The organism is Acidovorax sp. A79, from assembly GCF_041154505.1.
In the GTDB taxonomy this organism is placed as follows: Bacteria; Pseudomonadota; Gammaproteobacteria; order Burkholderiales; family Burkholderiaceae_C; genus Acidovorax.
On the sequence record NZ_AP028672.1, the window covers coordinates 847,512 to 873,452 of the forward strand.

Annotated in this window: 21 protein-coding genes; 9 read left to right on the top strand and 12 right to left on the bottom strand. The window is 66.8% G+C overall.

The features are described from left to right. Nucleotides 1–103: 103 nt before the first annotated feature. The 5 genes from trxA to ACAM51_RS03890 all read left to right on the top strand — a co-directional run bounded on the left by trxA (nt 104) and on the right by ACAM51_RS03890 (nt 5,661). The gene (gene trxA / locus ACAM51_RS03870; RefSeq protein WP_218297655.1) at nt 104–436 is read left to right on the top strand and encodes a thioredoxin TrxA; all 333 of its coding nucleotides are present in this window, start codon (nt 104–106) and stop codon (nt 434–436) included. A gap of 274 nt (nt 437–710) precedes the next feature. Continuing rightward, nucleotides 711–1,973, top strand: a complete 1,263-nt coding sequence (gene rho, locus ACAM51_RS03875; protein WP_056067265.1) for a transcription termination factor Rho — start codon at nt 711–713, stop codon at nt 1,971–1,973. A gap of 259 nt (nt 1,974–2,232) precedes the next feature. Next, nucleotides 2,233–2,487 (top strand): type B 50S ribosomal protein L31, encoded by a 255-nt coding sequence (locus ACAM51_RS03880; protein ID WP_008906759.1) that lies wholly within the window; start codon nt 2,233–2,235, stop codon nt 2,485–2,487. A 106-nt stretch (nt 2,488–2,593) separates the two neighbouring features. Beyond that, on the top strand, nt 2,594–4,294 hold the full coding sequence (locus tag ACAM51_RS03885; RefSeq protein ID WP_369642784.1) for a hypothetical protein: 1,701 nt from the start codon (nt 2,594–2,596) through the stop codon (nt 4,292–4,294). Then, nucleotides 4,294–5,661: an MATE family efflux transporter gene (locus ACAM51_RS03890; RefSeq protein ID WP_369642785.1), complete on the top strand. Its 1,368-nt coding sequence runs from the start codon at nt 4,294–4,296 to the stop codon at nt 5,659–5,661. Before ACAM51_RS03885 ends, ACAM51_RS03890 begins: the two co-directional genes overlap by 1 nt. Here the strand turns inward: ACAM51_RS03890 and phoR are convergent. The 7 genes from phoR to pstS form a co-directional block, all read right to left on the bottom strand. Beyond that, complete coding sequence (gene phoR, locus ACAM51_RS03895; RefSeq protein ID WP_218341602.1) at nt 5,615–6,958, bottom strand: phosphate regulon sensor histidine kinase PhoR; 1,344 nt, start codon at nt 6,956–6,958, stop codon at nt 5,615–5,617. The genes ACAM51_RS03890 and phoR overlap by 47 nt on opposite strands. 74 nt (nt 6,959–7,032) lie before the next feature. Further along, nucleotides 7,033–7,740 carry a phosphate regulon transcriptional regulator PhoB gene (phoB, locus tag ACAM51_RS03900; RefSeq protein WP_142146933.1) on the bottom strand — a complete coding sequence of 236 codons (708 nt, stop codon included), beginning with the start codon at nt 7,738–7,740 and terminating at the stop codon, nt 7,033–7,035. A 20-nt stretch (nt 7,741–7,760) separates the two neighbouring features. Further along, a complete protein-coding gene (phoU, locus tag ACAM51_RS03905) occupies nt 7,761–8,462 on the bottom strand; it encodes a phosphate signaling complex protein PhoU (protein ID WP_010457902.1) in 702 nt (233 codons plus the stop codon). Nucleotides 8,463–8,473: 11 nt separating this feature from the next. Next, nucleotides 8,474–9,256, bottom strand: a complete 783-nt coding sequence (pstB, locus tag ACAM51_RS03910; protein WP_218297659.1) for a phosphate ABC transporter ATP-binding protein PstB — start codon at nt 9,254–9,256, stop codon at nt 8,474–8,476. 58 nt (nt 9,257–9,314) lie between these two features. Continuing rightward, nucleotides 9,315–10,169 carry a phosphate ABC transporter permease PstA gene (gene pstA, locus ACAM51_RS03915; RefSeq protein ID WP_218297660.1) on the bottom strand — a complete coding sequence of 285 codons (855 nt, stop codon included), beginning with the start codon at nt 10,167–10,169 and terminating at the stop codon, nt 9,315–9,317. 43 nt (nt 10,170–10,212) lie between these two features. After that, nucleotides 10,213–11,232, bottom strand: coding sequence for a phosphate ABC transporter permease subunit PstC (gene pstC, locus ACAM51_RS03920; RefSeq protein WP_218297661.1), 1,020 nt, complete (start codon nt 11,230–11,232; stop codon nt 10,213–10,215). Nucleotides 11,233–11,311: 79 nt separating this feature from the next. Continuing rightward, the gene (pstS, locus tag ACAM51_RS03925; protein ID WP_218297662.1) at nt 11,312–12,334 is read right to left on the bottom strand and encodes a phosphate ABC transporter substrate-binding protein PstS; all 1,023 of its coding nucleotides are present in this window, start codon (nt 12,332–12,334) and stop codon (nt 11,312–11,314) included. A 267-nt stretch (nt 12,335–12,601) separates the two neighbouring features. On the opposite strand from pstS, the gene ACAM51_RS03930 reads away from it, so the two are divergent. After that, nucleotides 12,602–14,080, top strand: a complete 1,479-nt coding sequence (locus ACAM51_RS03930) for a Ppx/GppA phosphatase family protein (protein WP_218297663.1) — start codon at nt 12,602–12,604, stop codon at nt 14,078–14,080. Between the two features lie 62 nt (nt 14,081–14,142). Next, nucleotides 14,143–14,700, top strand: coding sequence for a hypothetical protein (locus ACAM51_RS03935; protein WP_218297664.1), 558 nt, complete (start codon nt 14,143–14,145; stop codon nt 14,698–14,700). A gap of 39 nt (nt 14,701–14,739) precedes the next feature. Here ACAM51_RS03935 and ACAM51_RS03940 read toward each other — a convergent pair whose 3' ends face one another. The 5 genes from ACAM51_RS03940 to ACAM51_RS03960 form a co-directional block, all read right to left on the bottom strand. Continuing rightward, complete coding sequence (locus tag ACAM51_RS03940; RefSeq protein ID WP_218297665.1) at nt 14,740–15,204, bottom strand: histidine phosphatase family protein; 465 nt, start codon at nt 15,202–15,204, stop codon at nt 14,740–14,742. Next, complete coding sequence (ppk1, locus tag ACAM51_RS03945; protein ID WP_369643760.1) at nt 15,201–17,261, bottom strand: polyphosphate kinase 1; 2,061 nt, start codon at nt 17,259–17,261, stop codon at nt 15,201–15,203. Before ppk1 ends, ACAM51_RS03940 begins: the two co-directional genes overlap by 4 nt. Before the next feature lie 165 nt (nt 17,262–17,426). After that, the gene (locus tag ACAM51_RS03950; RefSeq protein ID WP_218297667.1) at nt 17,427–18,515 is read right to left on the bottom strand and encodes a glycosyltransferase family 1 protein; all 1,089 of its coding nucleotides are present in this window, start codon (nt 18,513–18,515) and stop codon (nt 17,427–17,429) included. After that, on the bottom strand, nt 18,512–19,381 hold the full coding sequence (locus tag ACAM51_RS03955; RefSeq protein WP_218297668.1) for a UDP-2,3-diacylglucosamine diphosphatase: 870 nt from the start codon (nt 19,379–19,381) through the stop codon (nt 18,512–18,514). Before ACAM51_RS03955 ends, ACAM51_RS03950 begins: the two co-directional genes overlap by 4 nt. After that, nucleotides 19,381–20,217, bottom strand: a complete 837-nt coding sequence (locus tag ACAM51_RS03960; protein ID WP_218297669.1) for a GNAT family N-acetyltransferase — start codon at nt 20,215–20,217, stop codon at nt 19,381–19,383. The genes ACAM51_RS03955 and ACAM51_RS03960 overlap by 1 nt, the downstream gene beginning before the upstream one ends. Nucleotides 20,218–20,419: 202 nt before the next feature. Here ACAM51_RS03960 and ACAM51_RS03965 point away from each other — a divergent pair, with 202 nt between their 5' ends. Beyond that, nucleotides 20,420–23,371: an EAL domain-containing protein gene (locus tag ACAM51_RS03965; protein WP_218297670.1), complete on the top strand. Its 2,952-nt coding sequence runs from the start codon at nt 20,420–20,422 to the stop codon at nt 23,369–23,371. 122 nt (nt 23,372–23,493) lie between these two features. Beyond that, entirely contained in the window at nt 23,494–25,719 is a 2,226-nt protein-coding gene (locus tag ACAM51_RS03970) for a bifunctional diguanylate cyclase/phosphodiesterase (protein ID WP_218297671.1), read from the top strand. Nucleotides 25,720–25,941: the final 222 nt, after the last annotated feature.

Below are 25,941 nucleotides of genomic sequence, written 5' to 3' on the forward strand. Positions count from 1 at the left end.
GCAGGGCCCGGCCACACCGGTGAACGTGGGATTGGTTTCTGTCACAATGCCCAGACTTTAAACGTACACCGGTCACAACCCGCTCAAAAACAAGGAATCCGCCATGGCCAGCGAACTCATCAAACATGTCTCTGACGCCAGCTTTGAAGCCGACGTGCTGAAACCCGGCACCGCCGTGCTGGTGGACTACTGGGCCGAATGGTGCGGCCCCTGCAAAATGATTGCCCCCATCCTGGACGAAGTCGCGGGCACCTACCAGGGCAAGCTGCAGATCGCCAAGATGAACGTGGACGAGAACCGCGAGATTCCCGCCAAGTTCGGCATCCGCGGCATCCCCACGCTGATGCTGTTCAAGGATGGCCAGCTGGCCGCCACGAAAGTGGGCGCCATGAGCAAGGCACAGCTGACCGCCTTCATCGACCAGCAACTGGCCTGACCGACGGCCCAGCCCCGGCCCCGCACGCGATCACCCGGCATGCGGGGCTTTCTTGATGAAGGCGCATGGCCCGGGCCGCCAGCCCGGCGCCCACCGAATCCGGCCCGCGTGAATCCCCTGCTTTTTTTCCTGTCATAATTCCCCCAGATCACCGGCCTGCACGCATTGGCAGCCGGACCGAGATCCCCGGCAAGCCGGACCTGCAAACAGCAGCCCATCCGGCACCAGCCCTCCTCCCCCAAGATTCATACCAGCTCCGCAAAGGAGTCATTCCATGCACTTAAACGAACTCAAGGCACTGCACGTGTCTGAAGTCCTGAAGCAGGCCGAAGAACTCGAAATCGAAAACACGGGCCGGATGCGCAAGCAGGAGCTGATGTTTGCCATCATCAAGAAGCGCGCCAAGGCGGGAGAGCAGGTGTTCGCGGACGGGGTGCTGGAAATCCTGCCGGACGGCTTCGGCTTCCTGCGCAGCCCGGACACGAGCTTCACGGCGAGCACGGACGACATTTACATCTCCCCCAGCCAGGTGCGCCGCTTCAACCTGCACACCGGCGACATGATCGAAGGCGAAGTGCGCACCCCGAAGGACGGCGAGCGCTACTTTGCCCTGACCAAGCTCGACAAGGTCAACGACGGCCCGCCCGAGCAGAACAAGCACAAGGTGATGTTCGAAAACCTGACGCCCCTGTTCCCCAAGGAGCAGATGCGCCTGGAGCGCGACGTCAAGAGCGAAGAGAACATCACCGGCCGCATCATCGACATCATCGCGCCCATCGGCCGCGGCCAGCGCGCGCTGATCGTCGCCCCGCCCAAGAGCGGCAAGACGGTGATGATGCAGCACATCGCCCACGCCATCACGGCCAACAACCCCGACGTGCACCTGATGGTGCTGCTGGTGGACGAGCGCCCTGAAGAAGTGACCGAAATGCAGCGCACGGTGAAGGGCGAGATCATCGCCTCCACCTTCGACGAGCCGGCCGCGCGCCACGTGCACGTGGCCGAGATGGTGATCGAGCGCGCCAAGCGCCTGGTCGAGCTCAAGAAGGACGTGGTGATCCTGCTCGATTCGATCACCCGCCTGGCCCGCGCCTACAACAACGTCGTGCCTTCCAGCGGCAAGGTGCTGTCCGGTGGTGTGGACGCCGCCGCGCTGCAGCGCCCCAAGCGCTTCTTCGGCGCGGCGCGCAAGGTCGAGGAAGGTGGCTCGCTCACCATCATCGCCACCGCGCTGGTCGACACCGGCAGCCGCATGGACGAAGTGATCTTTGAAGAATTCAAGGGCACCGGCAACTGCGAGATCCACCTGAACCGCCGCCTGTACGAAAAGCGCGTGTTCCCGGCCATCGAGCTCAACAAGAGCGGCACCCGCCGCGAAGAGCTGCTGCTGGCGCCCGAGATCCTGCAAAAGACCCGCATCCTGCGCCAGTTCATGTACAACATGGACGAGATCGAGTCCATGGAGCTCATGATCAAGAACATGAAGGCCACCAAGACCAATGTGGACTTCTTCGACATGATGCGACGAGGCGGGTAAGCCCCCCTGAGTCGCCTTCGGCGCCTTCCCCCGGAGGGGGACGCCACCCGTGGCCTGGCAGAGCCAGTTCCACGGTGGCACTGGGCTTGGGCCGCGCCGGTTTCCATCGCTGTGACGGATGCGCAGCGACGTTGAAGAAGACACGTATTCGCCCTGTGCCATAATAGAGGGCTTTTTCTGCGGAAAGTACGCTGGATGTTCCACGGCGCAAAGGTTGCACCGGGTTCAGCACGGCTCCCGCACTTGACAAGGATTGATCATGAAAGAAGGCATTCACCCCAACTACCGCGAAGTCCTGTTCTCGGACCTGTCCAACGGTTTCAAGTTCGTGACCCGTTCGTGCGTGAACACGAAGGAAATGGAAACCTTCGAAGGCAAGGAATACCCGCTGTTCAAGCTGGACACCTCCTCTGAATCGCACCCCTTCTACACCGGCACGCAAAAGTCCGTGGACAACATGGGTGGCCGCGTCGAGCGCTTCCGCAACCGTTTCGGCAAGACCGCAGCGAAGTAATTCGCCTTCTGCGCTCCGCCACAAAGGCAGCCCGGGCAACCGCGCTGCCTTTTTCTATGCTTTTGCCTTTATTCTCGGTGGCTCCGCTTTTGCCGCCCCCTGACGCGTGAATCCACCGACCCCCGCCATCGTCACCCAGAACGCCGTCAGCCCCCTTCCACGCTGGGCGCTGATGCTGCTGTGCATCGCCTACGTCGTGCCGGGCTTCATCGGGCGCGATCCTTGGAAGAGCGCGGATGTCACGGCATTTGGGTACATGCTGGAGCTGGCACAGGGGCGCACTCCGTGGCTCAGCCCCTTGCTCGGGGGCATGCCTCCGGAAACCGAGGGGCTGCTTCCGTATTGGCTGGGTGCGTGGGCCATCCAGCTGGCGCCGCAGTGGGTGTCCGCCGAGATGGCCGTGCGCCTTCCGTTCGCGGCCCTGCTGGCGATCACCTTGACCGCCACCTGGTATGCCGTGTACTACCTCGCGCGCAGCCCGGGGGCCCAGCCCGTGGCCTTCGCCTTCGGCGGCGAAGCCAACCCGCCCGACTATGCCCGCGCCATCGCCGATGGCGGCCTGCTGGCCCTGATTGCCTGCCTGGGCCTGGCGCAGCTGTCGCATGAGGTGACGAGCTACCTGGCGCAGCTCAGTTGCACGGCGCTGCTCTTCTTCGCCGTGGCTGCCATGCCGCACCGCACGGTCGCGCCCGCCATGGCGCTTGTCGCCGGCATGGCCGGCCTGACGCTGGCCGGGGCTCCCGCGCTCGCGGCCCTGCTCGGGCTGGGCAGCATGGCGGTGGTGGTGTATGCGCCCGGCAGCGGTTCTGACCGCCGCCTGCGGTGGGCGCTGGCCCTCGCGGCGGTCACGCTGGCGGCGGCGCTGCTGGCCTGGGGCCTGGACCTCTGGCGCTGGCGGATCGTGGGCTCCGGCTCCGGGGGCAAGGAGTGGCAGAGCCTGGCACGGCTGCTGCTGTGGTTTGGATGGCCCGCCTGGCCCCTGGCCCTGTGGACCCTGTGGCGCTGGCGCAAGCAGATCGTCAGCCGCCAGGGGCACCGGCACCTGCTGCTTCCGCTGTGGTTTGTGGCGGTATCCGTCGCCGCCACCGCCACCACCCAGCCCGCCGACCGGGCCTTGCTGCTGGGCCTGCCCGCCATGGCCGCGCTGGCGGCCTTCGCGCTGCCCACGCTGCGCCGCAGCGTGGGCGCCCTGATCGACTGGTTCACGCTGCTGTTCTTCACGGTATCGGCGTTGGCGATCTGGGTCATCTGGATCGCCATGCAGACCGGGTTTCCCGCCAAGCCCGCCGCCAATGTGGCCAAGCTGGCCCCCGGCTTCGTGCCGGAGTTCTCCGCGCTGGCCCTGGTCGTGGCCCTGGCGGCCACCGTGGGCTGGTGCAGCCTGGTCTGGTGGCGCGCTTCGCGCGACCGGGCCCCGATCTGGAAAAGCCTGGTGCTGCCCGCCGGCGGCGCGGCGCTGGGCTGGCTGCTGCTCATGACGCTGTGGCTGCCGCTTCTGGACTACGCCCGCAGCTACCGGCCCCAGGTTCGCAGCGTGATGGCGGCACTCGGGCCGGCACCGGGCTGCGTGCAGACCGTGGGATTGAACCGCGCCCAGGTGGCGGCGCTGCAGTACCACGGCGGCCTTTCGCTCCAGCGGGCGGGACTGCAGGACGAGTGCGACTGGCTGGTGGCAGACATCGCGTCCTGGCCGCCTTCCGAGCGCATGGTCAACGCGGCGCGCTGGGAAGCCCGGGCCACCATTCCCCGCCCCACCGACAAGAACGACCACCTCCTGGTGTTTCGCCGCGCAGGGCCTGCGCGCTGATGTCCGAACTGTCGGGCATCTCGCGCCACGCGGTGACGGTGCTGGCGGGGCAGCTGGCCGTGATGGCCTTTGGTGTCACGGACACCATCGTTGCCGGGCGCCATGCGGAATCCTCGCTGGCCGCGCTGTCAGTGGGTTCGGCCATCTTCATCAGCGTGTATGTGGCGCTGATCGGGATTCTGCAGGCCCTGCTGCCGGTATGGGCCGAGCAGCGCGGCGCCCGGCAGACGGACGCCCTGGGCCGCTCCCTGCGGCAGGCGCTGTACCTGTGCGGGGCGGCATCGCTGCTGGGAATGGCCATCCTGCTGTCGCCGGGGCCCCTGCTGCGCTGGACCGAGGTGCCCCCCGCCCTGCGCACCGAGGTGGAGAGCTACCTGGCCGTGCTGGCCCTGGCGCTGCCACCCGCCCTGCTCTTTCGGATCTACAGCACCCTGAACCAGGCCCTGGGCCGCCCCCAGCTGGTGACCTGGCTGCAGGTGGGATCGCTGCTCGTGAAGCTGCCCCTGTCGGTCTGGTTCACCTTCGGCGGCGGCGGGCTACCCGCGCTGGGCGTGGTCGGATGCGCCTGGGCCACGCTGGTGGTCAACTGCAGCATGCTCGCGGTGGCGGTCTGGCTGCTGCGCACCCAGGATCTCTATGGGCCCCTGCGCATCTGGCGCCGCATGGAACCCCCTCACTGGCCCACTATCGCGGGCTTTGCCCGGCTGGGCATCCCGGCCGGGCTCGCGGTCATGGTCGAGGTGACCTCGTTCACGCTGATGGCCTTGTTCATCGCGCGCCAGGGCACCACGGCGTCGGCGGCCCACCAGATTGCGGCCAATGTGGCGGCCGTGCTCTACATGGTGCCGCTGTCGCTGGCGATCGCCACCAGCGCCCGCGTCAGCTACTGGCTGGGGGCGGGCGAACCTGCGCGGGCACGCCAGGTGGTTTTCATAGGTTTCAAGCTCTCAGCGCTTATCGGTATTGCGCTGGCAGCTATATTATTAATAGCAAAAGACCAGATTGGGGGCGTGTACTCCGGCAACACCGGCGTGGTGGCCCTGACGGGAGGGGTCATGGTGTGGGTGGCCGCCTACCACGCGGCCGATGCGCTGCAGACACTGTGCGTCTTCGTGCTGCGCTGCTACCGCATCACGGTGGCGCCGCTGGTGGTGTATTGCGTGCTGCTGTGGGGCGCCGGCCTGGGGGGCGGCTACCTGCTGGCCTATCGTGGCCTGGGGCCGTGGGCCGCTGAGCCATCGCCTACGCCTTTCTGGGCCGCGAGCGCAGCGGCGCTGGTCGCGACGGCCGCGCTGTTCCTGGCGATGCTCTGGCGTGCGGTCAATCCGGCAGCGAGAAAACACGCAACCGGTTCGCCGGGAAGGTGACCGCGAACACCGAGCCCTTGCCCAGGGTGCTGGAGATGTCCAGCGTGGCGCCGTGCCGCTGCAGCACATGCTTGACGATGGCCAGTCCCAGGCCCGTGCCGCCGGTCTCGCGGGAACGGCTGCGGTCCACGCGGTAAAAGCGCTCCGTCAGGCGTGGCAGGTGTTCCGGCGCGATGCCCGGCCCCGTGTCCTGCACCGAGAAGACGGCACGGCCGTCCTCCTTGCGCTGCCAGGCCACCGTGATCGATCCGCCCGCGGGCGTGTAGCGCACGGCGTTGCTGATGAGGTTGGACAGCGCGCTCTGCAGCTCGGCGGGCACGCCCGCGATATCGCCTTCGGCACGCAGGCTGTCCACGGCCGGAAAAACCATCACATGCTGGCGCGGCTGGTTCTGCGTGAGCAGGGCGGACAATGCGCGGCCCTCTTCCTCGCACCGCTGCATCAGCGCCTGCACGGGCGTCCACTCCGCCATGCCGGGCGGCGGGCTGCCCTCCAGGCGCGACAGAGTCAGCAGGTCCTGCACCACGCTTTGCATGCGCAGCGCCTGCTGCGCCATCATGCCCAGATAGCGCGCCCGCTCATCGGCATTCAGCGGCAGAGTCTGCAGGGTTTCGACGAAACCGGCCAGCACCGTCAGGGGCGTGCGGATCTCATGGGACACGTTGGCGACAAAGTCGCGCCGCATGGCCTCGGCCTGCTCCAGCGCAGTGACATCGCGCGACAGCAGCAAGGTGCGCCCGTCCCCGTAGGGGTGCAGGTGCACCGAGATGCGCACGGGCCGCGAGGGCGTGCTGAAGCGCCCTTCCAGCACCACATCGTGGGTGAAGTCCTGGGCGGCGAAGTAGGCCGTGAACTCGGGGTCGCGCACCAGGTTGCCGATCGATTGCATCACGTCGCGCTGGGCATCGAAACCAAACTGGTTGGCCGCCATCTGGTTGCACCACTCGATCCGGCCCTGCGCATCCAGCAAGACCACGCCGTTGGGCGTGGCCTGCAGCGCCGCCAGGATTTCCTGCAGCCGGTCCTGGCTGTCGCGGATCTGCGCCTGCTGCCTGCGCAGAAGGCGCCGAGCGCGGTCCGCCGCCTCGCCCCAGATGCCGCGCATGGCAGGCACTTCCGCCAGGTCGCCCGTGCGCAGCCAGCGCAGCACGCGGGCACCGCGCAGCAGGTCCCATACAAACCAGGCCCAGCCCGCCAAGGCTGCGCCCAGGGCCGCGCCCCAGGGGCCGCCCTGCCACCATCCCAGGCCACCACCCGCCATCTGCCAGAGCAGGAAATACGAAATACGCCACAGCATGCGGTCAGCTCAGCCTTCTTATCAACGCCAGGGGCGCAACCCGTGCACCCCATCCAAACATCAGGCCTGCGCCATCACGCCTGCAACTGCACCTGCGGCTGGGCCGTGAGCCGGTAGCCTGCCCCGCGCACGGTTTCCACCATGACGGATGCGGCACCCAGCGCTTCACGCAGCCGCTTGACATGCACATCCACCGTGCGCTCCTCGATGAACACATGGTCGCCCCACACCTTGTCGAGCAGCTGCGAGCGGCTGTGCACGCGCTCGGCGTGTTTCATCAGGAAGTGCAGCAGCTTGAACTCGGTGGGGCCCACCTTGAGCGGCTGGCCCTGGAAGGTCACGCGGTAGGTGCCGGCATCCAGCACCAGCTCGCCGATGGTCACGCTGTCGCTGACCTGCTCGGGCGCACGGCGGCGCAGCACCGCGCGGATGCGGGCCAGCAGCTCCTGCGTGGAAAATGGCTTGGTGATGTAGTCGTCGGCACCGGCATCCAGCCCCGCCACCTTGTCGGGCTCGTCGCCACGGGCGGTGAGCATGAGGATGGGGATGGGCTTGGTACGGCTGTCGGCACGCCATTTGCGGGCCAGCGACAGGCCGCTTTGGCCCGGCAGCATCCAGTCCAGCAGGATGACATCGGGCAGCACGGCGTCGAGCTCGCGCTGGGCGGAGTCGCCGTCTTCCGCCCAAAAGGGCTGGAATCCGTTGTGGCGCAGATTGACGGCAATCAGCTCGGCAATCGCGGGTTCGTCCTCCACGATGAGGACGCGTGGGAGCTTTCTCATAGGTGTGCCAAAGCCCTTTCTTACAGCACGGCCGACTCGATCTCGTCGAGGGCAGTGTGGCGCACATCCTTGCCCTTGACCAGATAGATGATCAGCTCGGCCACGTTCTTGGAATGGTCACCGATGCGCTCGATGGCCTTGGCCAGGAACAACAGGTCCAGGCTGGGCGAGATGGTGCGCGGGTCTTCCATCATGTAGGTGATGAGCTTGCGCACGAAGCCGTCGAATTCCTTGTCGATGAGGTCGTCCTCCTTGAGGATGGCCACGGCCGCCTTGACGTCCAGCCGCGCGAACGCGTCCAGCGTCTTGCGCAGCTGGCCCGAGGCCAGCTCGGCTGCCACGCGCAGGTCGCTCGACGGCAGCGAACGCGGGGCGCCGCCTTCGATGATGGAGCGCACCATGCGCGCCATCTTGTTGGCCTCGTCGCCCATGCGCTCGAGGTTGGCCGTGGCCTTGGAGAAGGCCAGCAGCAGGCGCAAATCGCGCGCGGTGGGCTGGCGGCGGGCGATGATGGAGGAGAGCTCCTGGTCGATCTCGACCTCCATCGCATTGATGCGGGTCTCCATCGAGGCCACGGTCTCCACGGCCTCCAAGCTGAACTGGGACAGCGCGTAGACCGCCTGCCGGATCTGCGATTCCACCAGCCCCCCCATCTCCATGACACGGGCGGACACGCTGTTGAGTTCGCTGTCGAACTGGGACGAAAGATGTTTATCGGGCATCTGCTGTCTCCTTAGCCGAAACGGCCGGTAATGTAGTCTTCGGTTTCCTTGCGCTCGGGCTTGAAGAAGATCTGTTCGGTGGCACCGAACTCGATCATTTCGCCGAGGTACATGTAGGCGGTGTAGTCGCTGCAGCGGGCGGCCTGCTGCATGTTGTGCGTCACGATGGCGATGGTGTAGTCGTGCTTGAGCTCGTCGATCAGCTCTTCGATCTTGGCGGTGGACAGCGGGTCCAGCGCAGAGGTGGGCTCGTCGAGCAGGAGCACCGAGGGCTTGACGGCCACGCTGCGCGCGATGCACAGGCGCTGCTGCTGGCCGCCGGACAGGGACAGGCCGCTCTGGTGCAGCTTGTCCTTCACCTCGGTCCACAGCGCGGCCTTGGACAGAGCCCATTCCACGCGGTCGTCCATCTCGCTCTTGCTCAGCGTCTCGTAGAGCTTCACGCCGAATGCGATGTTGTCGTAGATGGACATGGGAAACGGCGTGGGCTTCTGGAACACCATGCCGATGCGCGCGCGCAGCAGGTTGATGTCCTGCTTGGGGTCCAGGATGTCCTGGCCGTAGAAGTTGATCGAGCCTTCCGCACGCTGGCCCGGGTACAGGCTGTACATGCGGTTGAGCGTGCGCAGCAGGGTGGACTTGCCGCAGCCCGAAGGGCCGATGAAGGCGGTGACCTTGTGTTCCGCGATGTTGAGGCTGACATTGCGCAGCCCTTGGAACTTGCCGTAGAAGAAGCTCAGGTTGCGCAGTTCCAGCGCATTCTTGCTGGCGGTGGCGGTAGCGGTGGCGTTCATTGTCAATTCCTGAAAATGGAGGCGGTCTGTATCTGCAATGGGGAGGGCTGGCGTGGGGTCAGACGCGGTTCTTCTCGCGCAGGAAGACCCGTGCCACGACGTTGAGGATCAGCACCGACAGCGTGATGAGCAAGGCACCGCCCCAGGCCAGGCGCACCCAGTTCTCATAGGGGCTCAGGGCAAACTGGAAGATCACCACCGGCAGGTTGGCCATGGGGGCGCTCATGTTGGTGCTGAAGAACTGGTTGTTGAGCGCGGTGAACAGCAGGGGCGCCGTCTCGCCGCTGATGCGGGCCACCGCCAGCAGCAGGCCGGTCATCACGCCGCTGCGCGCGGCGCGCAGGGTGACCATGGTGGACACCTTCCAGCGCGGCGCGCCGAGCGCGAAGGCCGCTTCGCGCAGGCTGCCGGGCACCAGGCGCAGCATGTTCTCGGTGGTGCGCACCACCACGGGCACGGCGATCAGCGACAGCGCCAGGCTGCCAGCCCAGCCCGAGAAGTTGCCCACCGTGGCCACGGCGATCGCGTAGACGAAGAGCCCGAGCACGATGGACGGGGCCGACAGCATGATGTCGGTCACGAAACGGGTGAGTTCGGCCGTCTTGCTCTGGTCGCCGTATTCCGCCAGGTACACGCCCGCCAGAACACCGATCGGCGTCGATACCAGCACGGTGAAGCCCACCATCATGAGGCTGCCGACGATGGCGTTGGCCAGGCCGCCGCCCTCGGAGCCCGGTGCCGGCGTGGACTGGGTGAACATGTTCAGGTCCAGCGCGGCCAGGCCGTTGGCCAGCAGCACGCTCAGTATCCACAGCAGCACGAACAGGCCCAGCACCATCGCGCCCAGGGACAGGGTCAGGCCGACGGCGTTGGAGCGCTGGCGCTTTTTGTAGAGTTGTTGGTTGAATTCCATGGAGCTTGTCTCAAAGGAGGTTCATGGGCAGTGCGGCGCGGGCTCAGAGGCCCTTGGCCTTTTCGGCGCGCAGCATCATGATCTTGGCGGCCGACAGGACCACGAACGTGATCACGAACAGCAGGAAACCGAGGGCAAACAGCGTGGAGAGGTGGAAATCCGCCGCCTCGCCAAATTCATTGGCCAGCGTGGAGGCAATGGACGTCCCTGGCGAAAACAGCGAAGTGGGCATGCGGTTGGCATTGCCGATCACGAAGGTCACCGCCATGGTCTCGCCCAGGGCGCGGCCCAGGCCCAGCATGACGCCGCCGATCACGCCCTTTTGCGTGTAGGGCAGCACGACGCGGCGCACCACCTCCCAGGTCGTGCAGCCCAGGCCGTAGGCCGACTCGCGCAGGATGGGCGGGACGATCTCGAACACATCGCGCATCACGGCCGCCACGAAGGGCAGCACCATGAACGCCAGCACGATGCCGGCGGCCAGGATGCCGAAACCGTTGGTGCTGCCGCCAAACAGGAAGCCCACCAGCGGCATCGAGCCCAGCAGCTTCTGCACCGGCATCTGGAAGTAGTCGGCAAACAGCGGGGCGAACACGAACAGGCCGAACATGCCGTAGATGATCGAAGGCACGGCCGCCAGCAGCTCCACCGCCGTGCCCAGCGGGCGCCGCAGCCAGACCGGGCAGGTTTCCGTGAGGAAAAGGGCGATGCCGAAAGCCAGGGGCACCGCGATCAGCAGCGCGATGCCGGCGCTCGCCAGGGTGCCGACGATGGCAATCGCGGCACCGAATTCTTCATTGATGATGTCCCATTCCACGCGCCAGATGAACTGGACTCCGAACTTGTGGAATGTCGGCCACGCGTAGACAAAAAGGGAAACGATGATGCCCAGCAGCGCCGCGAGCACCAGCAGCGACAGGCTTTGGGTCAGGCGATGGAAAAAGATGTCCTGCAGGCGCTGCCGCCTGGCAATCGATACCATGGACTCTGTGGGGGCATCCGTCGTCTTGACGGACACAGGTTGCGAACTCATGGTGGTTCCCACGCTCATGTTGACTCCCATCTGGCTTCTGGAGGCCCCACAAACCAGCACCCATCAGCCAGACCAGCCGGCCGATGGGGGGTATTCTGGGGCAACTGGCTTACTTCTTGATCTGCGACCAGACCTTGGAGCGGATCTCGGCGGTCAGGCTGTCGGGCAGCGGAACATAGTCCAGTTCCGTGGCCATGCCCTTGCCGTTCTTGAACGCCCACTCGAAGAACTTCAACACTTCGGCCGACTGCGCCTTGTCGGCGGGGTCCTTGTACATCAGGATGAAAGAAGCGGTGCTGACGGGCCAGCTGTCCGCGCCCTTGGCGTTGACCATCGAGATGCCCATGCCCGGCACGCTGAACCAGTCGGCGCTGGCGGCGGCGGCCGCAAAAGTCTTGTCGTCAGGGCTCACGTACTTGCCGTCTGCATTCTGCAGTTGCAGGAAGTTCATGTTGTTCTTCTTGACGTAGGCGTATTCCACGTAGCCGACAGCGCCCTTCACGCGGGTCACGTTGGCGGCCACGCCTTCGTTGCCCTTGCCGCCCACGGACGACGCGGCAGGCCACTTCACGGCCGCGCCCTTGCCCACGGAATCAGCCCACTCCTTGCTGACCGCCGACAGGTAGTCGGTCCAGTTGAAGGTGGTGCCCGAACCATCCGCGCGGTGTACCACGGTGATGTTCTGGTCGGGCAGGGTCTTGCCAGGATTCAGCGCGGCGAGCTTGGCATCGTTCCACTTGGCGATCTTGCCCAGGAAGATGTCCGCCAGCACGGGGCCCGTCACGCGCAGTTCGCCGGGCTTGAAGCCGTCCAGGTTGATCACGGGCACCGTGCCGCCGATGATGGCGGGAAACTGCACCATGCCGTCCTTGTCCAGGTCGGCGCCGGACACGGGCGCATCGGTGGCGCCGAAAGCCACGGTCTTGGCGCGGATCTGGCGGATGCCGCCGGAAGATCCGATGGACTGGTAGTTCAGGCCCGTGCCCGTTTCCTTCTTGTAGGCCTCGGCCCACTTGGCGTACATGGGGAACGGAAAGGTCGCGCCTGCACCGGTGATGTCCGCCGCAAAGGCACTGCCCACAGCCATGGTGGCCAGTGCGACAGCGACGGTTTTGAGAAATGTGCGTTTCATTATTCAGTACCTTTTGGCTAGGGTTAACAGGAACAGCACGAACTCTAGGCCCCCAAGATGACAATTCGGTGACACAAGGCACCCCGTCGCACAGAGCCGCCACACGGTCATCCAGCGCCGCGCGCACCGTCATGAATCTGTCACACGGTCCACGGACACTGGGCGGCTCGCGATCAGCACCCGCCTCCATCAGCGAGACGACGGGTGCCGCACAGATGCACCTGACGCTCGCGGTACGATGCCGAACGAAGCTCCCACCAGAAATACATGCAGAACGGCACACGCCTCGCCGCGGTCGACCTCGGCTCCAATAGTTTTCGCCTTGAAATCGGGCGCTATGAGTTCGGACATATCCAGCGGGTGGAATACCTCAAGGAAACCGTGCGCCAGGGCAACGGCCTCGATGAAGACCGCAATCTGACGCGCGACGCCATGGAGCGTGGCTGGGCCTGCCTGGCACGATTCGGGGAGCGGCTGGCGGGGTTTCCCCGTGCCCAGGTCCGAGCCGTGGCGACCCAGACGCTGCGCGAGGCACGCAATCGGGACGAGTTCCTGTCACGCGGCAGCGAGGTGCTGGGCTATCCGATCGATGTGGTGTCGGGCCCGGAAGAAGCACGGCTGATCTACCAGGGGGTGGCCCGCCTGCTGCCGCAATCCGACGAGCGCCGCCTGGTCGTGGACATCGGAGGGCGTTCCACGGAGCTCATCCTGGGCCAGCAGTTCACACCCTACTCCGTGGCCTCGTACCGCGTGGGCAGCGTGGCCTGGTCGCAGCGCTACTTCGCCAACGGCGAATTCACGGCCCAGGCGTTCCTGGCCGCCGAGATCGCGGCCAAGGCCGTGCTGGACGAAGCGCTGGAAACCTTCCGCCCCGAGACCTGGGACGTGTCTTACGGCTCCTCCGGCACCGCGGGCGCCGTGGGTGACATCCTGGCCGCCGCCGGCGGCCCGCAGGGCCTCATCACGCGGGACGGGCTGGGCTGGCTGCACGAGCGCCTGCTGCGCGCCCAGTCTGCCGACCGCGTGCGCCTGGAAGGGCTGAAGGAAGAGCGGCGCGCCGTCATCGGCGGGGGAATCAGCGTGCTGCGCGCCGTCTTCGACCTGCTGGACATCGAGCACATGCAGGTGGCACAGGGCGCCTTGCGCCAGGGCGCCCTCTACGACCTGCTGGACAGAGAGCAACCCGGCACCGACCTGCGTACCACCACCGTCAATGGACTCATGCAGCGGTTTGGCGTGGACATGGAGCACGCGGAACGGGTGGCGCGCACCGCGTGTGCCCTGTTCGAGCAGGCCACGCCCGGCGACAGCGAGCGAGCGTCGCGCAAGCTTGACTGGGCGGCGCGGCTGCACGAGATCGGCTGCCGCATATCCCACAGCGACTACCACCGCCACGGCGCCTACATCCTGGACAACACCGATGCCGCCGGGTTTGCCGTTCCCGAACTGCATCGCCTGGGCGTGCTGGTGCAGGGACAGCGCGGCAAGGTGCGCAAGCTCGGCGCGGACCTGCAAGATCCTGTCTTCGTGCTGCAGCTGCTGAGCCTGCGCCTGTCCGTGGCGCTGTGCCATGCGCGCCGCGATCCGGACACGGCAGGCCTCTCATTGCAAGCCGAAGGGCCGCGTTTTCTCCTGCGCGCCCGCCCCGGCTGGGCTGCGGCCTTTCCGCAGTCTGCGCACCTTCTTCGCGAGGAAGTCCAGGCCTGGCAGAAGACGCCCTGGGAACTGGTGGTTGACCTTCCCTGAGCATTGGCAATAAACTATATAAACTGTTTATACCGTTTATTTATTGACCCACTGCCTTCATCATGACCACCACCAGCGCCACACCACCCGCCCCGTCCGCCCCCGCAGTCACAGCCACAGCGCCCGCAAAACCTGCCAAGCCCTCTGCCGCGGTGGCCGCCAAATCACCCGCCAAGGCAGCGGCACCCGCCAAGCAGGCCAGGAAAGCGGGCGCGAAGCCCGCTGCTGCCGCCCCCAAGGCGAAAGGGGCCAGCTCTAAGAAGGCTGCGGCCGCGCCCCAGCCCGCCAAAGCAAAAGCACCCACGCCGCAGGCTGCCCCGGACACCAAGGCCAAGAAGCCCAAGCTGGTGCGTGACAGCTTTACCATCCCGAAGGATGAATACGCCGTCATCGAGACACTGAAGCAGCGCTCTGCGGCGCTCGCGCAGCCCGTGAAGAAGAGCGAGCTGTTGCGCGCCGGCCTGAAGGTGCTGGCGGCGATGTCCGACAGCGCACTGCGCACCGCAGTGCAGGCCGTGCCCTCCATCAAGACGGGACGCCCCAGGGCCCAAGCGGCCGCAGCCCCCGTCGCCGCGGCCGCACCGGCCGCCAGGACCGCCGCCAAGGCCACGCGCAAGTGAGCCGGTCTGCGCCGGGGACGGCCCCTGGCGCAACCGGCATCAAACAAACTCGGGCGACTGAACGGCGATCAGCAATGTCTGGCTTTGGTCCAGCCGCTGCCGCTGCCTCAGCCACCAGACCGAGCCCTTGCGCACGGCGCATTCCGAAGCCTGCAGTCCCATCAGTTGGGCGATGGTCTGCCCCAGCATGGGCTGGTGGCCCACGATCAGCACCGTGCCCTTGGCGCGCGGCCACTGTGCGAGGTCCAGCAGTTCCTGCGGCGTCCCGCCCGGCAGCAGCTCGGCCCGCATCTTGAACTTGCGCCCCAGGGCGCTGGCCGTCTGCTCGGTGCGCCGCGAGGGGCTGGCCAGCACGCGCAGGCCCTCGGGCAGCTGCCGGTCCAGCCATGCAGCCATGCGCGCTGCCTGCTTTTCGCCCCGCGGCGTCAAGGCCCGCGCCAGGTCATCACCCCCCTCAGCGGCTTCTTCCGCCTCCGCATGTCGCCACAGGATGAGATCCATCATGCTGTCCCTTGGTCGAGTTGCGCCGGGGAAGGGGCCGGTCCGTAGCGGACCATCAGGGCGTCCTGGGCGCCCACTCCGTCCTCGGGGCGGGGTGCCCGGTCATAGCCTCCCTGCGCATTCAGCGTCCATGCGTCCCGGTCATCGTGCAGGTAGGCCACCAGGCACTCGTCAACGATCTGCTGTCGCAGGCGCGGGTCCGTCACGGGCCAGGCCAGTTCCACGCGCCGCATCATGTTGCGGTTCATCCAGTCGGCACTGGAAAGGTACAGGTCCTCGTCGCTGCCGCAGCGGAAGTAGAAGACCCGCGTGTGCTCGAGGAAGCGGCCGATCACAGAGCGCACCCGAATGTTGTCGGTCACCCCGGGCACCTGGGCCGCGAGCATGCAGGCCCCGCGCACGATGAGGTCGATGCGCGCTCCGCGCTGGGCGGCCAGAATCAGCGCGCGCATCAAGGCTTCATCGGTCAGGGCATTCATCTTGGCCACGATGCGCGCATCCTCTCCCCGGCTCGCGGCCTGCCCCACCTGCTCGATCTTCTCCAGCATGCGCCGGTGCAGATGGAACGGCGCCAGCATCAGCTTGCGCAGCTTGGGCGGGCGGTTCTGGCTCGCGAGGTGGTTGAACACCCCGTCCATGTCCGCCGTGGTTTCCTCGTCGGCAGTGAGATAGCTCAGATCGGTATAGAGCCGTGCCGTGCGCACGTTGTAGTTGCCGGTGGACAGATGCCCGTACCGCCGCAGCTGGCGCCCTTCCCTGCGCGTGACCAGCAGCATCTTGGCATGTGTCTTGAGCCCCACCACGCCATACACCACCTGCGCGCCGATCGACTCCAGCGCCTCCGCCCAGTTGATGTTGGCTTCCTCGTCAAAGCGGGCCTTGAGTTCCACGACCGCCATGACCTCCTTGCCCCGGCGCACGGCCTCGGTCAGCAGGTCCATGAGTTCGGAATCGCCACCGGTGCGGTAGATCGTCTGCTTGATGACGAGGACGTCGGGATCGTTGACGGCCTCGCGCAGGAAGGCGAGCAGTCCGTCGAAGCTCTCGAACGGCTGGTGGATGAGCACGTCGCGCTGGCGCAGCTGCTCCATGATGGACACTCCGGCCTGCAATTGCCGTGGCCAGGCGGAATTCCAGGTCGGAAACAGCAGGGCGGGTGCATCCACCAGGTCCACCAGCTGGGTCAGGCGCACCAGGTTCACGGGCCCGGGTACCCGGTACAAGGCGGCGGGGGGCAAGGCAAACTGCGCCAGCAAAAAGTCGGACAGAAATTGCGAACATCCCGCGGACACTTCCAGCCGGACGGCCTGCCCATAGTGCCTGTGCTGCAAGCCCTGGCGCAGGGCTGTCCGCAGATTGCGCACATCCTCCTCATCCAGCGCGAGGTCGGAATGGCGCGTCACCCGGAATTGCGAGAACTCCGTCACCTCGCGCCCCGGAAAGAGCTCGTCCAAGTGTGCCCGCACGATGCTGGAAAGGCTCACGAAAAGCGCTTCCGAGGGTGCCACGCGGGCAGGCATGCGAATCAGCCTGGGCAGGGCCCTGGGAACCTTGACGATGGCGATCTCGTTCTCTCGCCCGAATGCATCGTGCCCCTTCAGGCGCACGATGAAGTTCAGGGACTTGTTGGCCACCTGGGGAAAGGGGTGCGCGGGGTCCAGCCCCACCGGGATCAGCAGCGGCCGCACCTCGCCCACGAAATACTCGTGGACCCAGCGCTTCTGGGCGGGCGAACGCTCCCCATGCCCCACGATCCGGATGCCATGGGCGGCAAACGCAGGCACCAGGGACTCGTTGTACAGCGTGTACTGCCGGTCCACCAGCCCGTGCACCTTGGCGGCCACGGCTTCGAAGGATGCCGTCGAATAAAGGCCCTGGGTCTCGCCTTTCTGGGCCGCGGTGATGTGCGGCGCGGCACGCACTTCAAAAAACTCGTCCAGGTTGGACGACACGATGCACAGGTAGCGCAGCCGCTCCAGCAGCGGCACATCCGTTCTCACGGCCCAGTCGAACACCCGTTCGTTGAACGCGAGGATGCTGTGGTCCCTGTCCAGGAACATGTGGGGCGGCGCCGCAGTGGGCGCGGCTGCCGGTGCGTGGCCCACGCCGCCGTCGCGTGGCGTCGGCGTGGCATCGGGACTGTCACACGACAGGGCAACAGCGTCATCGGGGGGCAAGGGCAACATGGATACGCAAGCGCGACGAGTGCAGGATGGCTGCAGTATTTAACGCCCAGATGACAAAGATGTGACAGGCTCCGTGACAGTCACACGCGCCACGCCCTGTGTCCGGGCAGGAACCAGGTACTGCTCGAACAGCCGCGCGGCGTGGGCCCATGTGAAATCGAGCGCACGCGCCCGGGCGTCGGAGCGGGCAATCGCCAGCGCCTCCTGGCTTGCAGTCAGCAAATCGTCATGCAGCACGCCCCCCCGTGCCGGCTGGCCAGGATGTGCACCCAGCACTTCCATCGGCCCGTCCACGGGGAAAGCGGCCACCGGCGTTCCGCAGGCCATGGCCTCGAGCATGACCAGCCCGAAGGTTTCAGAACGGCTGGGAAACACAAAAACATCCGCCGCCGCATACACCTGGGCCAGTGCCGGGCGGTCCAGGATGCCCAGCCAGCGGACCTGCGGGTACCTGGCCTTCAGGCGCGCCTCCAGCGGGCCGACACCACACACCACCTTGGAGCCGGGCATGTCCAGCCGGAGGAAGGCCTCGATGTTCTTTTCGTACGAGATCCGTCCCACGTACAAGGCCACGGGATGGGCCAGGGCCCCCATGAGCGGGCTGGGGGTGGTGGCGCCGTGGAACGCGAAAGCCTGCGTGTCAACGCCATGGGTCCACAGGCGCAGGTTGCGAAATCCCCGGTGCTCCAGCATCTGCAGGACGCCGTGCGTCGGCACCATCACGCCCGATGACGGGCGATGGAAATGACGGAACAGCGCGTACCCCCATCCAAGCGGCACCCGCAAGGCCGCGTTCAGTATTTCCGGGAAACGGGTATGGAATGCCGTGGTGAATGCCAGGCCCTTGCGCAGGCAGTAGCGGCGCCCCGCCCAGCCCAGCGGTCCTTCGGTGGCCAGGTGGATGGCGTCGGGCTCCATCGCGTCCAGCATCCCTGCCACGCGCTGCGCGGGCCGCACGGCCAGATCGATCCCTGCATAGCCAGGGCACGGGCGCGTTGTGAACTGGCCGGGATGCAGCACCTGGACCGCGTGCCCGGCGGCTTCCAGCTCCCGCACCAGCTCCAGCAGCGTGGTGACGACCCCGTTGACCTGGGGAAGCCAGGCATCCGTCAGCAAGGCGATTTTCATAGGGCAACGGCGGCCTCGGTCCGCGATGTGTCGGCGAAGGGAGAAGCGGGCCACTGGAGCAGTTCCAGCCGGCCGTCCAGGTGTTCGACCAGCGCGGTGTGGCTTTCCACCCAGTCGCCGTCATTGCAATACAGGGTTCCGCCGATCTCCCGCATCTCCGCGCGGTGGATATGGCCGCACACCACGCCGTCATGTCCCCTGCGGCGCGCCTCGGCGGCCACGGCCACTTCAAAGTCGGTCACGTAATTGAGCGCCTTCTTGACCTTGCCCTTCAGGTAGGCCGACAGCGACCAGTAGGGCAGCCCCATGCGGGCGCGCAAGGTGTTGAGGTGCCGGTTGAGCCGCAGCGTGAACTCATACAGGTTGTCCCCCAGGTAGGCCAGCCACTTGGCGCACTGGATCACTCCGTCAAAGTGGTCTCCGTGCGTGACCCACAGGCTGCGGCCGTCCGCCGTGGTGTGCACCGCCTCGGCCAGCACTTCGATGCCGCCGAACGAGTGGCCGACAAAGGCGCGTGCAAACTCGTCATGGTTGCCAGGCACGAAGACCACCCGGCATCCCTTGCGCGCGCGCCGCAGGAGCTTTTGCACGACATCGTTGTGGGCCTGGGGCCAGAACCACTTGCGGCGCAGCTGCCAGCCGTCGACGATGTCGCCCACGAGGTAGAGGTGGTCGCTGGGGTGGTGCTTGAGAAAGTCCAGCAGCGCGACAGCCTGGCACCCCGGGGTGCCCAGGTGCAAATCCGAAATGAAGACCGCGCGGTACCGGCGATGACCCGCCGCGAAGGCATGTGCGTCGTCGGCCATGTCCTCGTGGCCCACGGACGGTTCCATCCAGGGGCCCAGGGCATCGAACGCGGTGCGCATCAGGCCCCCAGGAAATGCTTGCGGTAGCGGGGGTGCAGGTCCGCCAGGCGCATCAGCATCGGCAGGTCCGCGGTGTTGAAGTCCGGGTCCCAGGCTGGAGCGCCCAGCACGCGCGCGCCCAAGCGCAGGTAGCCCTTGATGAGCGCCGGGGGCTCCACCGTGATCGAGCCGTCCAGCTGCTCGACGGGCAGCGGCAGCCGGGGAAGCACGTGGTATTCGATGGGGGCCAAATGTGTCTTGCGCACCTGCTGCCAGATGCTCGCGGCCGCGTCGCCGCTGACGACGCCGTTGTGCAGCATGGGGATGCTGGCGCAGCCGATCATCGTGTCGAGCTGGTTGCGCACCATGAAGTCCGCCAGCGCGCTCCACAACGCCATGATCACGCCGCCGTGGCGGTGGTCGGGGTGCACGCAGCTGCGGCCCAGCTCCACCATGCGCGGGCGCAGGGAGCGCAGCCGCGTCAGGTCGAACTCGGTGTCGCTGTAGGTGCCGCCGACGCGCCGGGCCTGTGCGGGAGTGAGCACGCGGTAAGTCCCAATGACTTGCTGGCTCTGGGCGTCGCGCACCAGCAGGTGCTCGCAATAGTCGTCGAACAGGTCCACGTCGTGGCCGGGGATGGGGGTCGTCAATCGAGCGCCCATCTCCGCCGCGAACACATCGAACCGCAACCGCTGCGCCTGGCGCACCTCATCTTCATGCCGCGCCCATGCCACCTCGATGGCCCCCCGCGCCGCCACCGGCTGCAGGGCGCCGGGCATGGCAGCCGTGCCGCGAAGCGGCCGCTGGGGAACGATCTCGGTGGACAGGGGCGGCGTCAAGGTGGGCAGCTCATTCATGGTGCAACATCTCCTTGTGTCAGGACGGGTTCGGCTGGAGGCCCCAACCATGGGCTGGGAACCGTTTCCCCTGGGCACGAGTGTGAAATTGCCGCGTGACGCCGCCATGTCGGCCGCATGTCAATTCCATGACAGCGGATCGCCGCGCAGAACCCTGCATCGGCTCCAACGGGCCTGCATAATTGGTTCAGGAAACCGCACCGTGCACGCATCCGCCCCCACCCGCTCCCGAAGCCCTCTTGCGGGCTCGCTGGTCGTGTTTGTTCTGGCGGCGGCCTGTGCCGGGGTGGTGGTGTGGGCCCTTGAGCGCCAGGAGCGCGCCCAGCACCGCACGCAGGTGACGGACATGGCGGGTGACCACGTCCAGGCGCTGCAACGCGCCATCGAGCTGGCCCTGTCGGCCAACAACACCCTGGTGGCGCTGGTGCGCCAGGGCCGGGGAGAGGTGACGCAGTTCGAGGAGATCGGCACGCAGATGCTGCCCTTCTACCCGGGCATCACGGCCATGGGCCTCTCTCCCGGGGGGGTGGTCAAACAGGTCGTGCCGCGCCAGGGCAACGAGAACTCCATCGGTTTCGACCAGCTCAACGACCCCCGGCAGGGCCCCGAATCCGCCAGGGCCCGGGAGTCGGGCCGGCTGACCCTGGCCGGCCCCATGGAGCTGGTGCAAGGCGGCCTGGGCGTGGTGGGGCGCCAGCCCGTCTACCTCGACGATGCCCAGGGGCACCGCGCCTTCTGGGGGTTCACCTACGTCACCATCCGCCTGCCCGAAGTGCTGGCCGCCGCGCGCCTGCCGCAGCTGACGCTGCGGGGCTACCACTACCGGCTGTGGCGCGTCCGGCCCGACACGGGCGAGGAACAGACCATTGCCGCATCCGACCCGCCCCCGGGCGCGGACGCGGTGGGCCGGTCGCTGACCCTGCCCAACGGGCAATGGACCCTGAGCCTGGTCCCCATCAAGGGCTGGGGCGACCCGGCCGTGCTGCTCATGCGCTGCGCGGTGGGCCTGCTGTTTGCCTTGATGATGACCTACCTGGCCCGGCTTCTTTTCGAGCTGAAGGCCCACGAGCGCGGGCTGGCCTATCAGGTGGCCCAGCGCACCTCGGAAATCCAGGCCACCCAGCAGCAGCTGCACGCCACCATCGACGCCATCCCGGACCCTCTCTTCGAACTCGACCAGGACGGGTTCTATTGCAGCGTGCACAGCCAGCGCGCCGAATTGCTCATGGGCCCCGCCGAAACGCTGGTGGGACGCAACGTGACCGAGGTGCTGCCAGCGCTGGCAGCCCTGTCGGTGCTGGACGTGCTGAGCGATGCCCAGGCGCAGGGCTGGTCCTCCGGGCGGCAGATCATGCTCGACCTGCCCGGGGTGGGCACCACGTGGTTTGAGCTGTCCGCCGCGCGCAAGGCCACGTCCCCGGGCGCGAAGCCACGGTTCATCCTGCTGTCGCGCGACATCACGGAGCGCAAGCGGTCCCAGGAGCAACTGCAGCTGACCGCCCAGGTGTTCGACCAGAGCAGCGAAGCCATCGTGATCGCCGACGCGGCCCATACGATCGTGCGCATCAACCGGGCTTTCACGCGGATCACGGGGTACACGGAAGCCGAGGCCGTGGGGCAGTCCGTGCGCCTGCTCACGGTCGCCCGGCCGGCAGACAACGCCAGCGCCGACGCCGTGTACGCACGGCTGTCCCAGGACGGCCACTGGGAGGGCGAGGCCTGCGGCCGCCGCAAGGACGGGTCCACCTACCCCCAGTGGCTGTCGGTCAGCAGCGTGCGCGATGGCAATGGCGTCGCCACGCACTCCATCACGCTGTTTCGCGACATCACGCAGCAGCGCGAGGCCCAGGACCGCATCCAGCGCCTGGCGCATTTCGACCCGCTCACGAACCTTCCCAACCGCGCGCTGCTGGCCGAGCGCGCGCAGCACCTCATTGCCAACGAGCAGGCGCGAGGCGGCACCCTGGCCATGCTGTTCCTGGACCTGGACCACTTCAAGAACGTCAACGATTCGCTGGGCCACCGCATTGGAGACATCCTGCTCGTGGCGGTGGCGCAGCGCCTTCAGTCCCTGCTGCGGCCTCAGGACACCGTCTCGCGCCTGGGGGGCGATGAATTTCTGCTGCTGCTGCCCGCCACCTCGGCACCCTCCGCGGCCGACATGGCAACCCGGCTGCTCGCGGCCATCGCCCAGCCGTTTCAGGTGGACCCGTACGAACTCACCACCACCTTGTCGGTGGGCATCGCGATGTATCCCGCCGATGGCGACTCGTTCGACACGCTGTACCAGCGGGCCGATGCCGCCATGTACCGTGCCAAGCAGAACGGACGCAACCGGTACGGTTTCTTCACCGCCGACCTCGAGGCGCGCACGGCGCGCGCCCTGCTGATCGAGAACGCCCTGCGCCGCGCGCTGGAGCGCAACCAGTTCGAACTGCACTACCAGCCCCAGGTCTCGCTCACCGCGCGCCAGGTGGTGGGGGCCGAGGCACTGCTGCGCTGGCGCCATCCCGAGCTGGGCATGGTGTCGCCGGCCGAGTTCATTCCGGTGGCCGAAAGCAGCGGCATGATCGTGGCGATCGGGGAATGGGTGATCCACACCGCGGTGAAGGACGCCAAACGCTGGCTGGATCTGCAGCTGCCCTTGCGGGCGGTGTCCGTGAACGTCTCCGCCGTCCAGTTCAGGCATCCCCAGCTGCCCGAGATGGTCACGCGCTGCCTGGAACAGGCAGGCCTGCCCGCGCGCCGGCTGGAGCTGGAGCTGACCGAGGGCGCCGCGGTGGACGACCCCGCCGCCGCGCTCGCCATGATGGACCAGCTTCACGACCGCGGCGTGCGCCTGTCCATGGACGACTTCGGCACCGGATATTCCTCGTTGAGCTACCTCAAGCGGTTCCAGATCTACAAGCTCAAGATCGACCAGTCGTTCGTGCGCGATCTGGAAGACGATGCCAATGACCGGGCCATCGTGAGCGCCATCATCCGCATGGCGCAGGCCCTGGGCATGCAGACCACGGCGGAGGGGGTGGAAACCGACGGCCAGGTCGAGTTCCTGCAGGCCCAGGGCTGCGACGAGGGCCAGGGGTTCTACTTCAGCCGCCCCCTGCCCGCGCCGGAGTTCGAGGCGTACCTGCGCGCTCAGCGGGACCACTGAAGCCGACCCGACCCTGCACGGGAAAGGGCCGGACGCCCCGCCGAAAGGCTTGTAAGGGAGCGCTGCTACACTTTGGTACAAATTACCAAGGCCGCCTGGCCCTCCCGCCCGTACCGGTTTCCATGTCTGCGCCGTACAGCTCTCCAGAATTGCAGCGTCCTGGAGTTGCCACCGACACCCCCCTGCAACGCGCGCTGCGCGAACAGCAAACCCTGCTCGACAGTGCGGGCGTGGGCATTGTTTTCCTGCGCCAGCGCAGCGTGGTGCGCTGCAACCAGCGGTACGCCGAGATCTTCGGCTACGCCAGCGCCGAAGGGCTGGTGGGCCTCAACACCGAGGCGTTCTACCCTTCGCGCGATGCCTTTCGCGATCTGGGCCGCACCGCCTACCCGGTGCTCGCCCAGGGCCAGGCCTTCCGCGTGGAGCGCCAATTGCGCCGGCGCGACGGCTCCTTGTTCTGGGGCAGCCTGACGGGGCGGCTCATCAATCCGCACGACACGACCGAAGGCTCCATCTGGATCCTGGACGATATCGACGAGCAACGGCGCGCGCAGGCCGCGCTGGGCGCCGCGGTCCGCGAAAAGCAGTTGCTGTTCGACAGCGCCATGGTGGGCATCGTGTTCCTGCGCGACCGGCGCCTGACCCGGTGCAACCACCACTTCGAGCAGATGCTGGGCTACCAGCCGGGGGAACTGGCGGGCAGCCCGTCGCGCCGCTGGTATGCCAGCGACGCCGCGTGGGAAGAAGTCGGCCGCCGGTGCTATCCGCAGCTGGCCGCCGGCCATTCGTACGAAGGCGAGCTGGAACTGTGCCGCAAGGACGGCACCCCCGTGATCTGCGAGGTGCGCAGCAAATCCATAGATCCCGCCGATCCATCGCAGGGCTCCATCTGGATCACCATGGACATCACGGAGCGAAAGCAGGCACAGGCCGTCCTGGCCAGCACGCACGAGGACCTGGAACGGCAGGTGCAGGACCGCACCCGCGAACTGCGCGAGACCGTGGACAACCTGCACCGCGAGATCAACGACCGCAAGGCCGACCAGGAGCGCATCTACTGGCTCGCCCACTATGACGCCCTCACGGGCCTGCCCAACCGCGCCCTGCTGTCCGAGCGCGCGCAGCAGGCCATCCGCGTGGCCCAGGAGGGCAACACGCCCCTGGCCCTGATCTTCCTGGACCTGGATCACTTCAAGCACGTGAACGACTCGCTGGGCCACCGGGTGGGCGATGCGCTGCTGGTGGAGATCGCCAAGCGGCTGCGCGCCGTGGTGCGCGACAAGGACACGGTGTCGCGCCTGGGTGGCGACGAGTTCATCCTGCTGCTGCCCGGCGCCAATGCGCACGGCGCGGCCCGCGTGGCCGGCAAGCTGCAGGAGGCCTCACGCCAGCACTACCAGATCGACCACCACGAACTGACCATGGCCCCGTCCATGGGCATCGCGCTGTTCCCCCAGGACGGCAAGGACTTCGACACCCTGACGCAGTCGGCCGACGTGGCCATGTACCGCGCCAAGCTCGACGGGCGCAACACATTCAAGTTCTTCACGCCGGAAATGCAGGCGCAGTCGGTGCGCGCGCTGCAGCTCGAAAACGCCCTGCGCCGGGCGCTGGAGCGCAACCAATTCCACTTGCACTACCAGCCGCAGATGAGCCTGACCACCGGGGCCGTGCGCAGCGTGGAAGCCCTGCTGCGCTGGCAGCACCCGCAGCTCGGTGGGGTGTCGCCCGCCGAATTCATTCCCATTGCAGAAGACAGCGGGCAGATCCTGCAGATCGGCGAATGGGTGCTGCGCACCGCGCTCTCGCAGCTCAAGACCTGGCGGGCCTGCGGGTTCCCGGGCCTGACGATGGCCGTGAACCTCTCGGCCATCCAGTTCCGCCAGCCCCAGCTGCCCGAACTGGTAAGCCGCATGCTGGCCGAATTTGACCTGCCGCCGGATTGCCTGGAGCTGGAGCTGACCGAAGGCGTGGCCGTGGACGACCCGCATGCCGCGGTGGCCACCATGGACCAGCTGCACGCGCGCGGCGTGCGCATGTCGATGGATGACTTCGGCACCGGCTATTCATCGCTGAGCCAGCTCAAGCGATTTCAGATCTTCAAGCTCAAGATCGACCAGTCGTTCGTGCGCGACCTGGGCAACGACAACAACGACCGCGCCATCGTGAGCGCCATCATCCGCATGGCGCAGGCGCTGGGCATGCGCACCACGGCCGAAGGCGTGGAGACCGAAGGCCAGCTGACCTTCCTGCGCGAGCAGGGGTGCGACGAGGCGCAGGGCTACCACTTCAGCATGCCGCTGTCGGCACCGGAGCTGGAAGCCTTCATGCGGCGACAGCTGCATTGAGCCGGCCGGCCGGCAGCACGATCGTGCCGCGGCCCGGACCCGCCGGACCGGCTCTCACAGACCCGCCCGGGCAACAGGCCTCCACACGGGGAAATTTTGAATAAAATCAGCCCCTGACGCTTTATAGATAAGCGCGAGCAGCTATAAATACAATAGCAAATGCACTGTATTGCATTGCACTGCCGCGATGCCCGAGCTGTCGTCCGCACCGCGCGAGCAGAT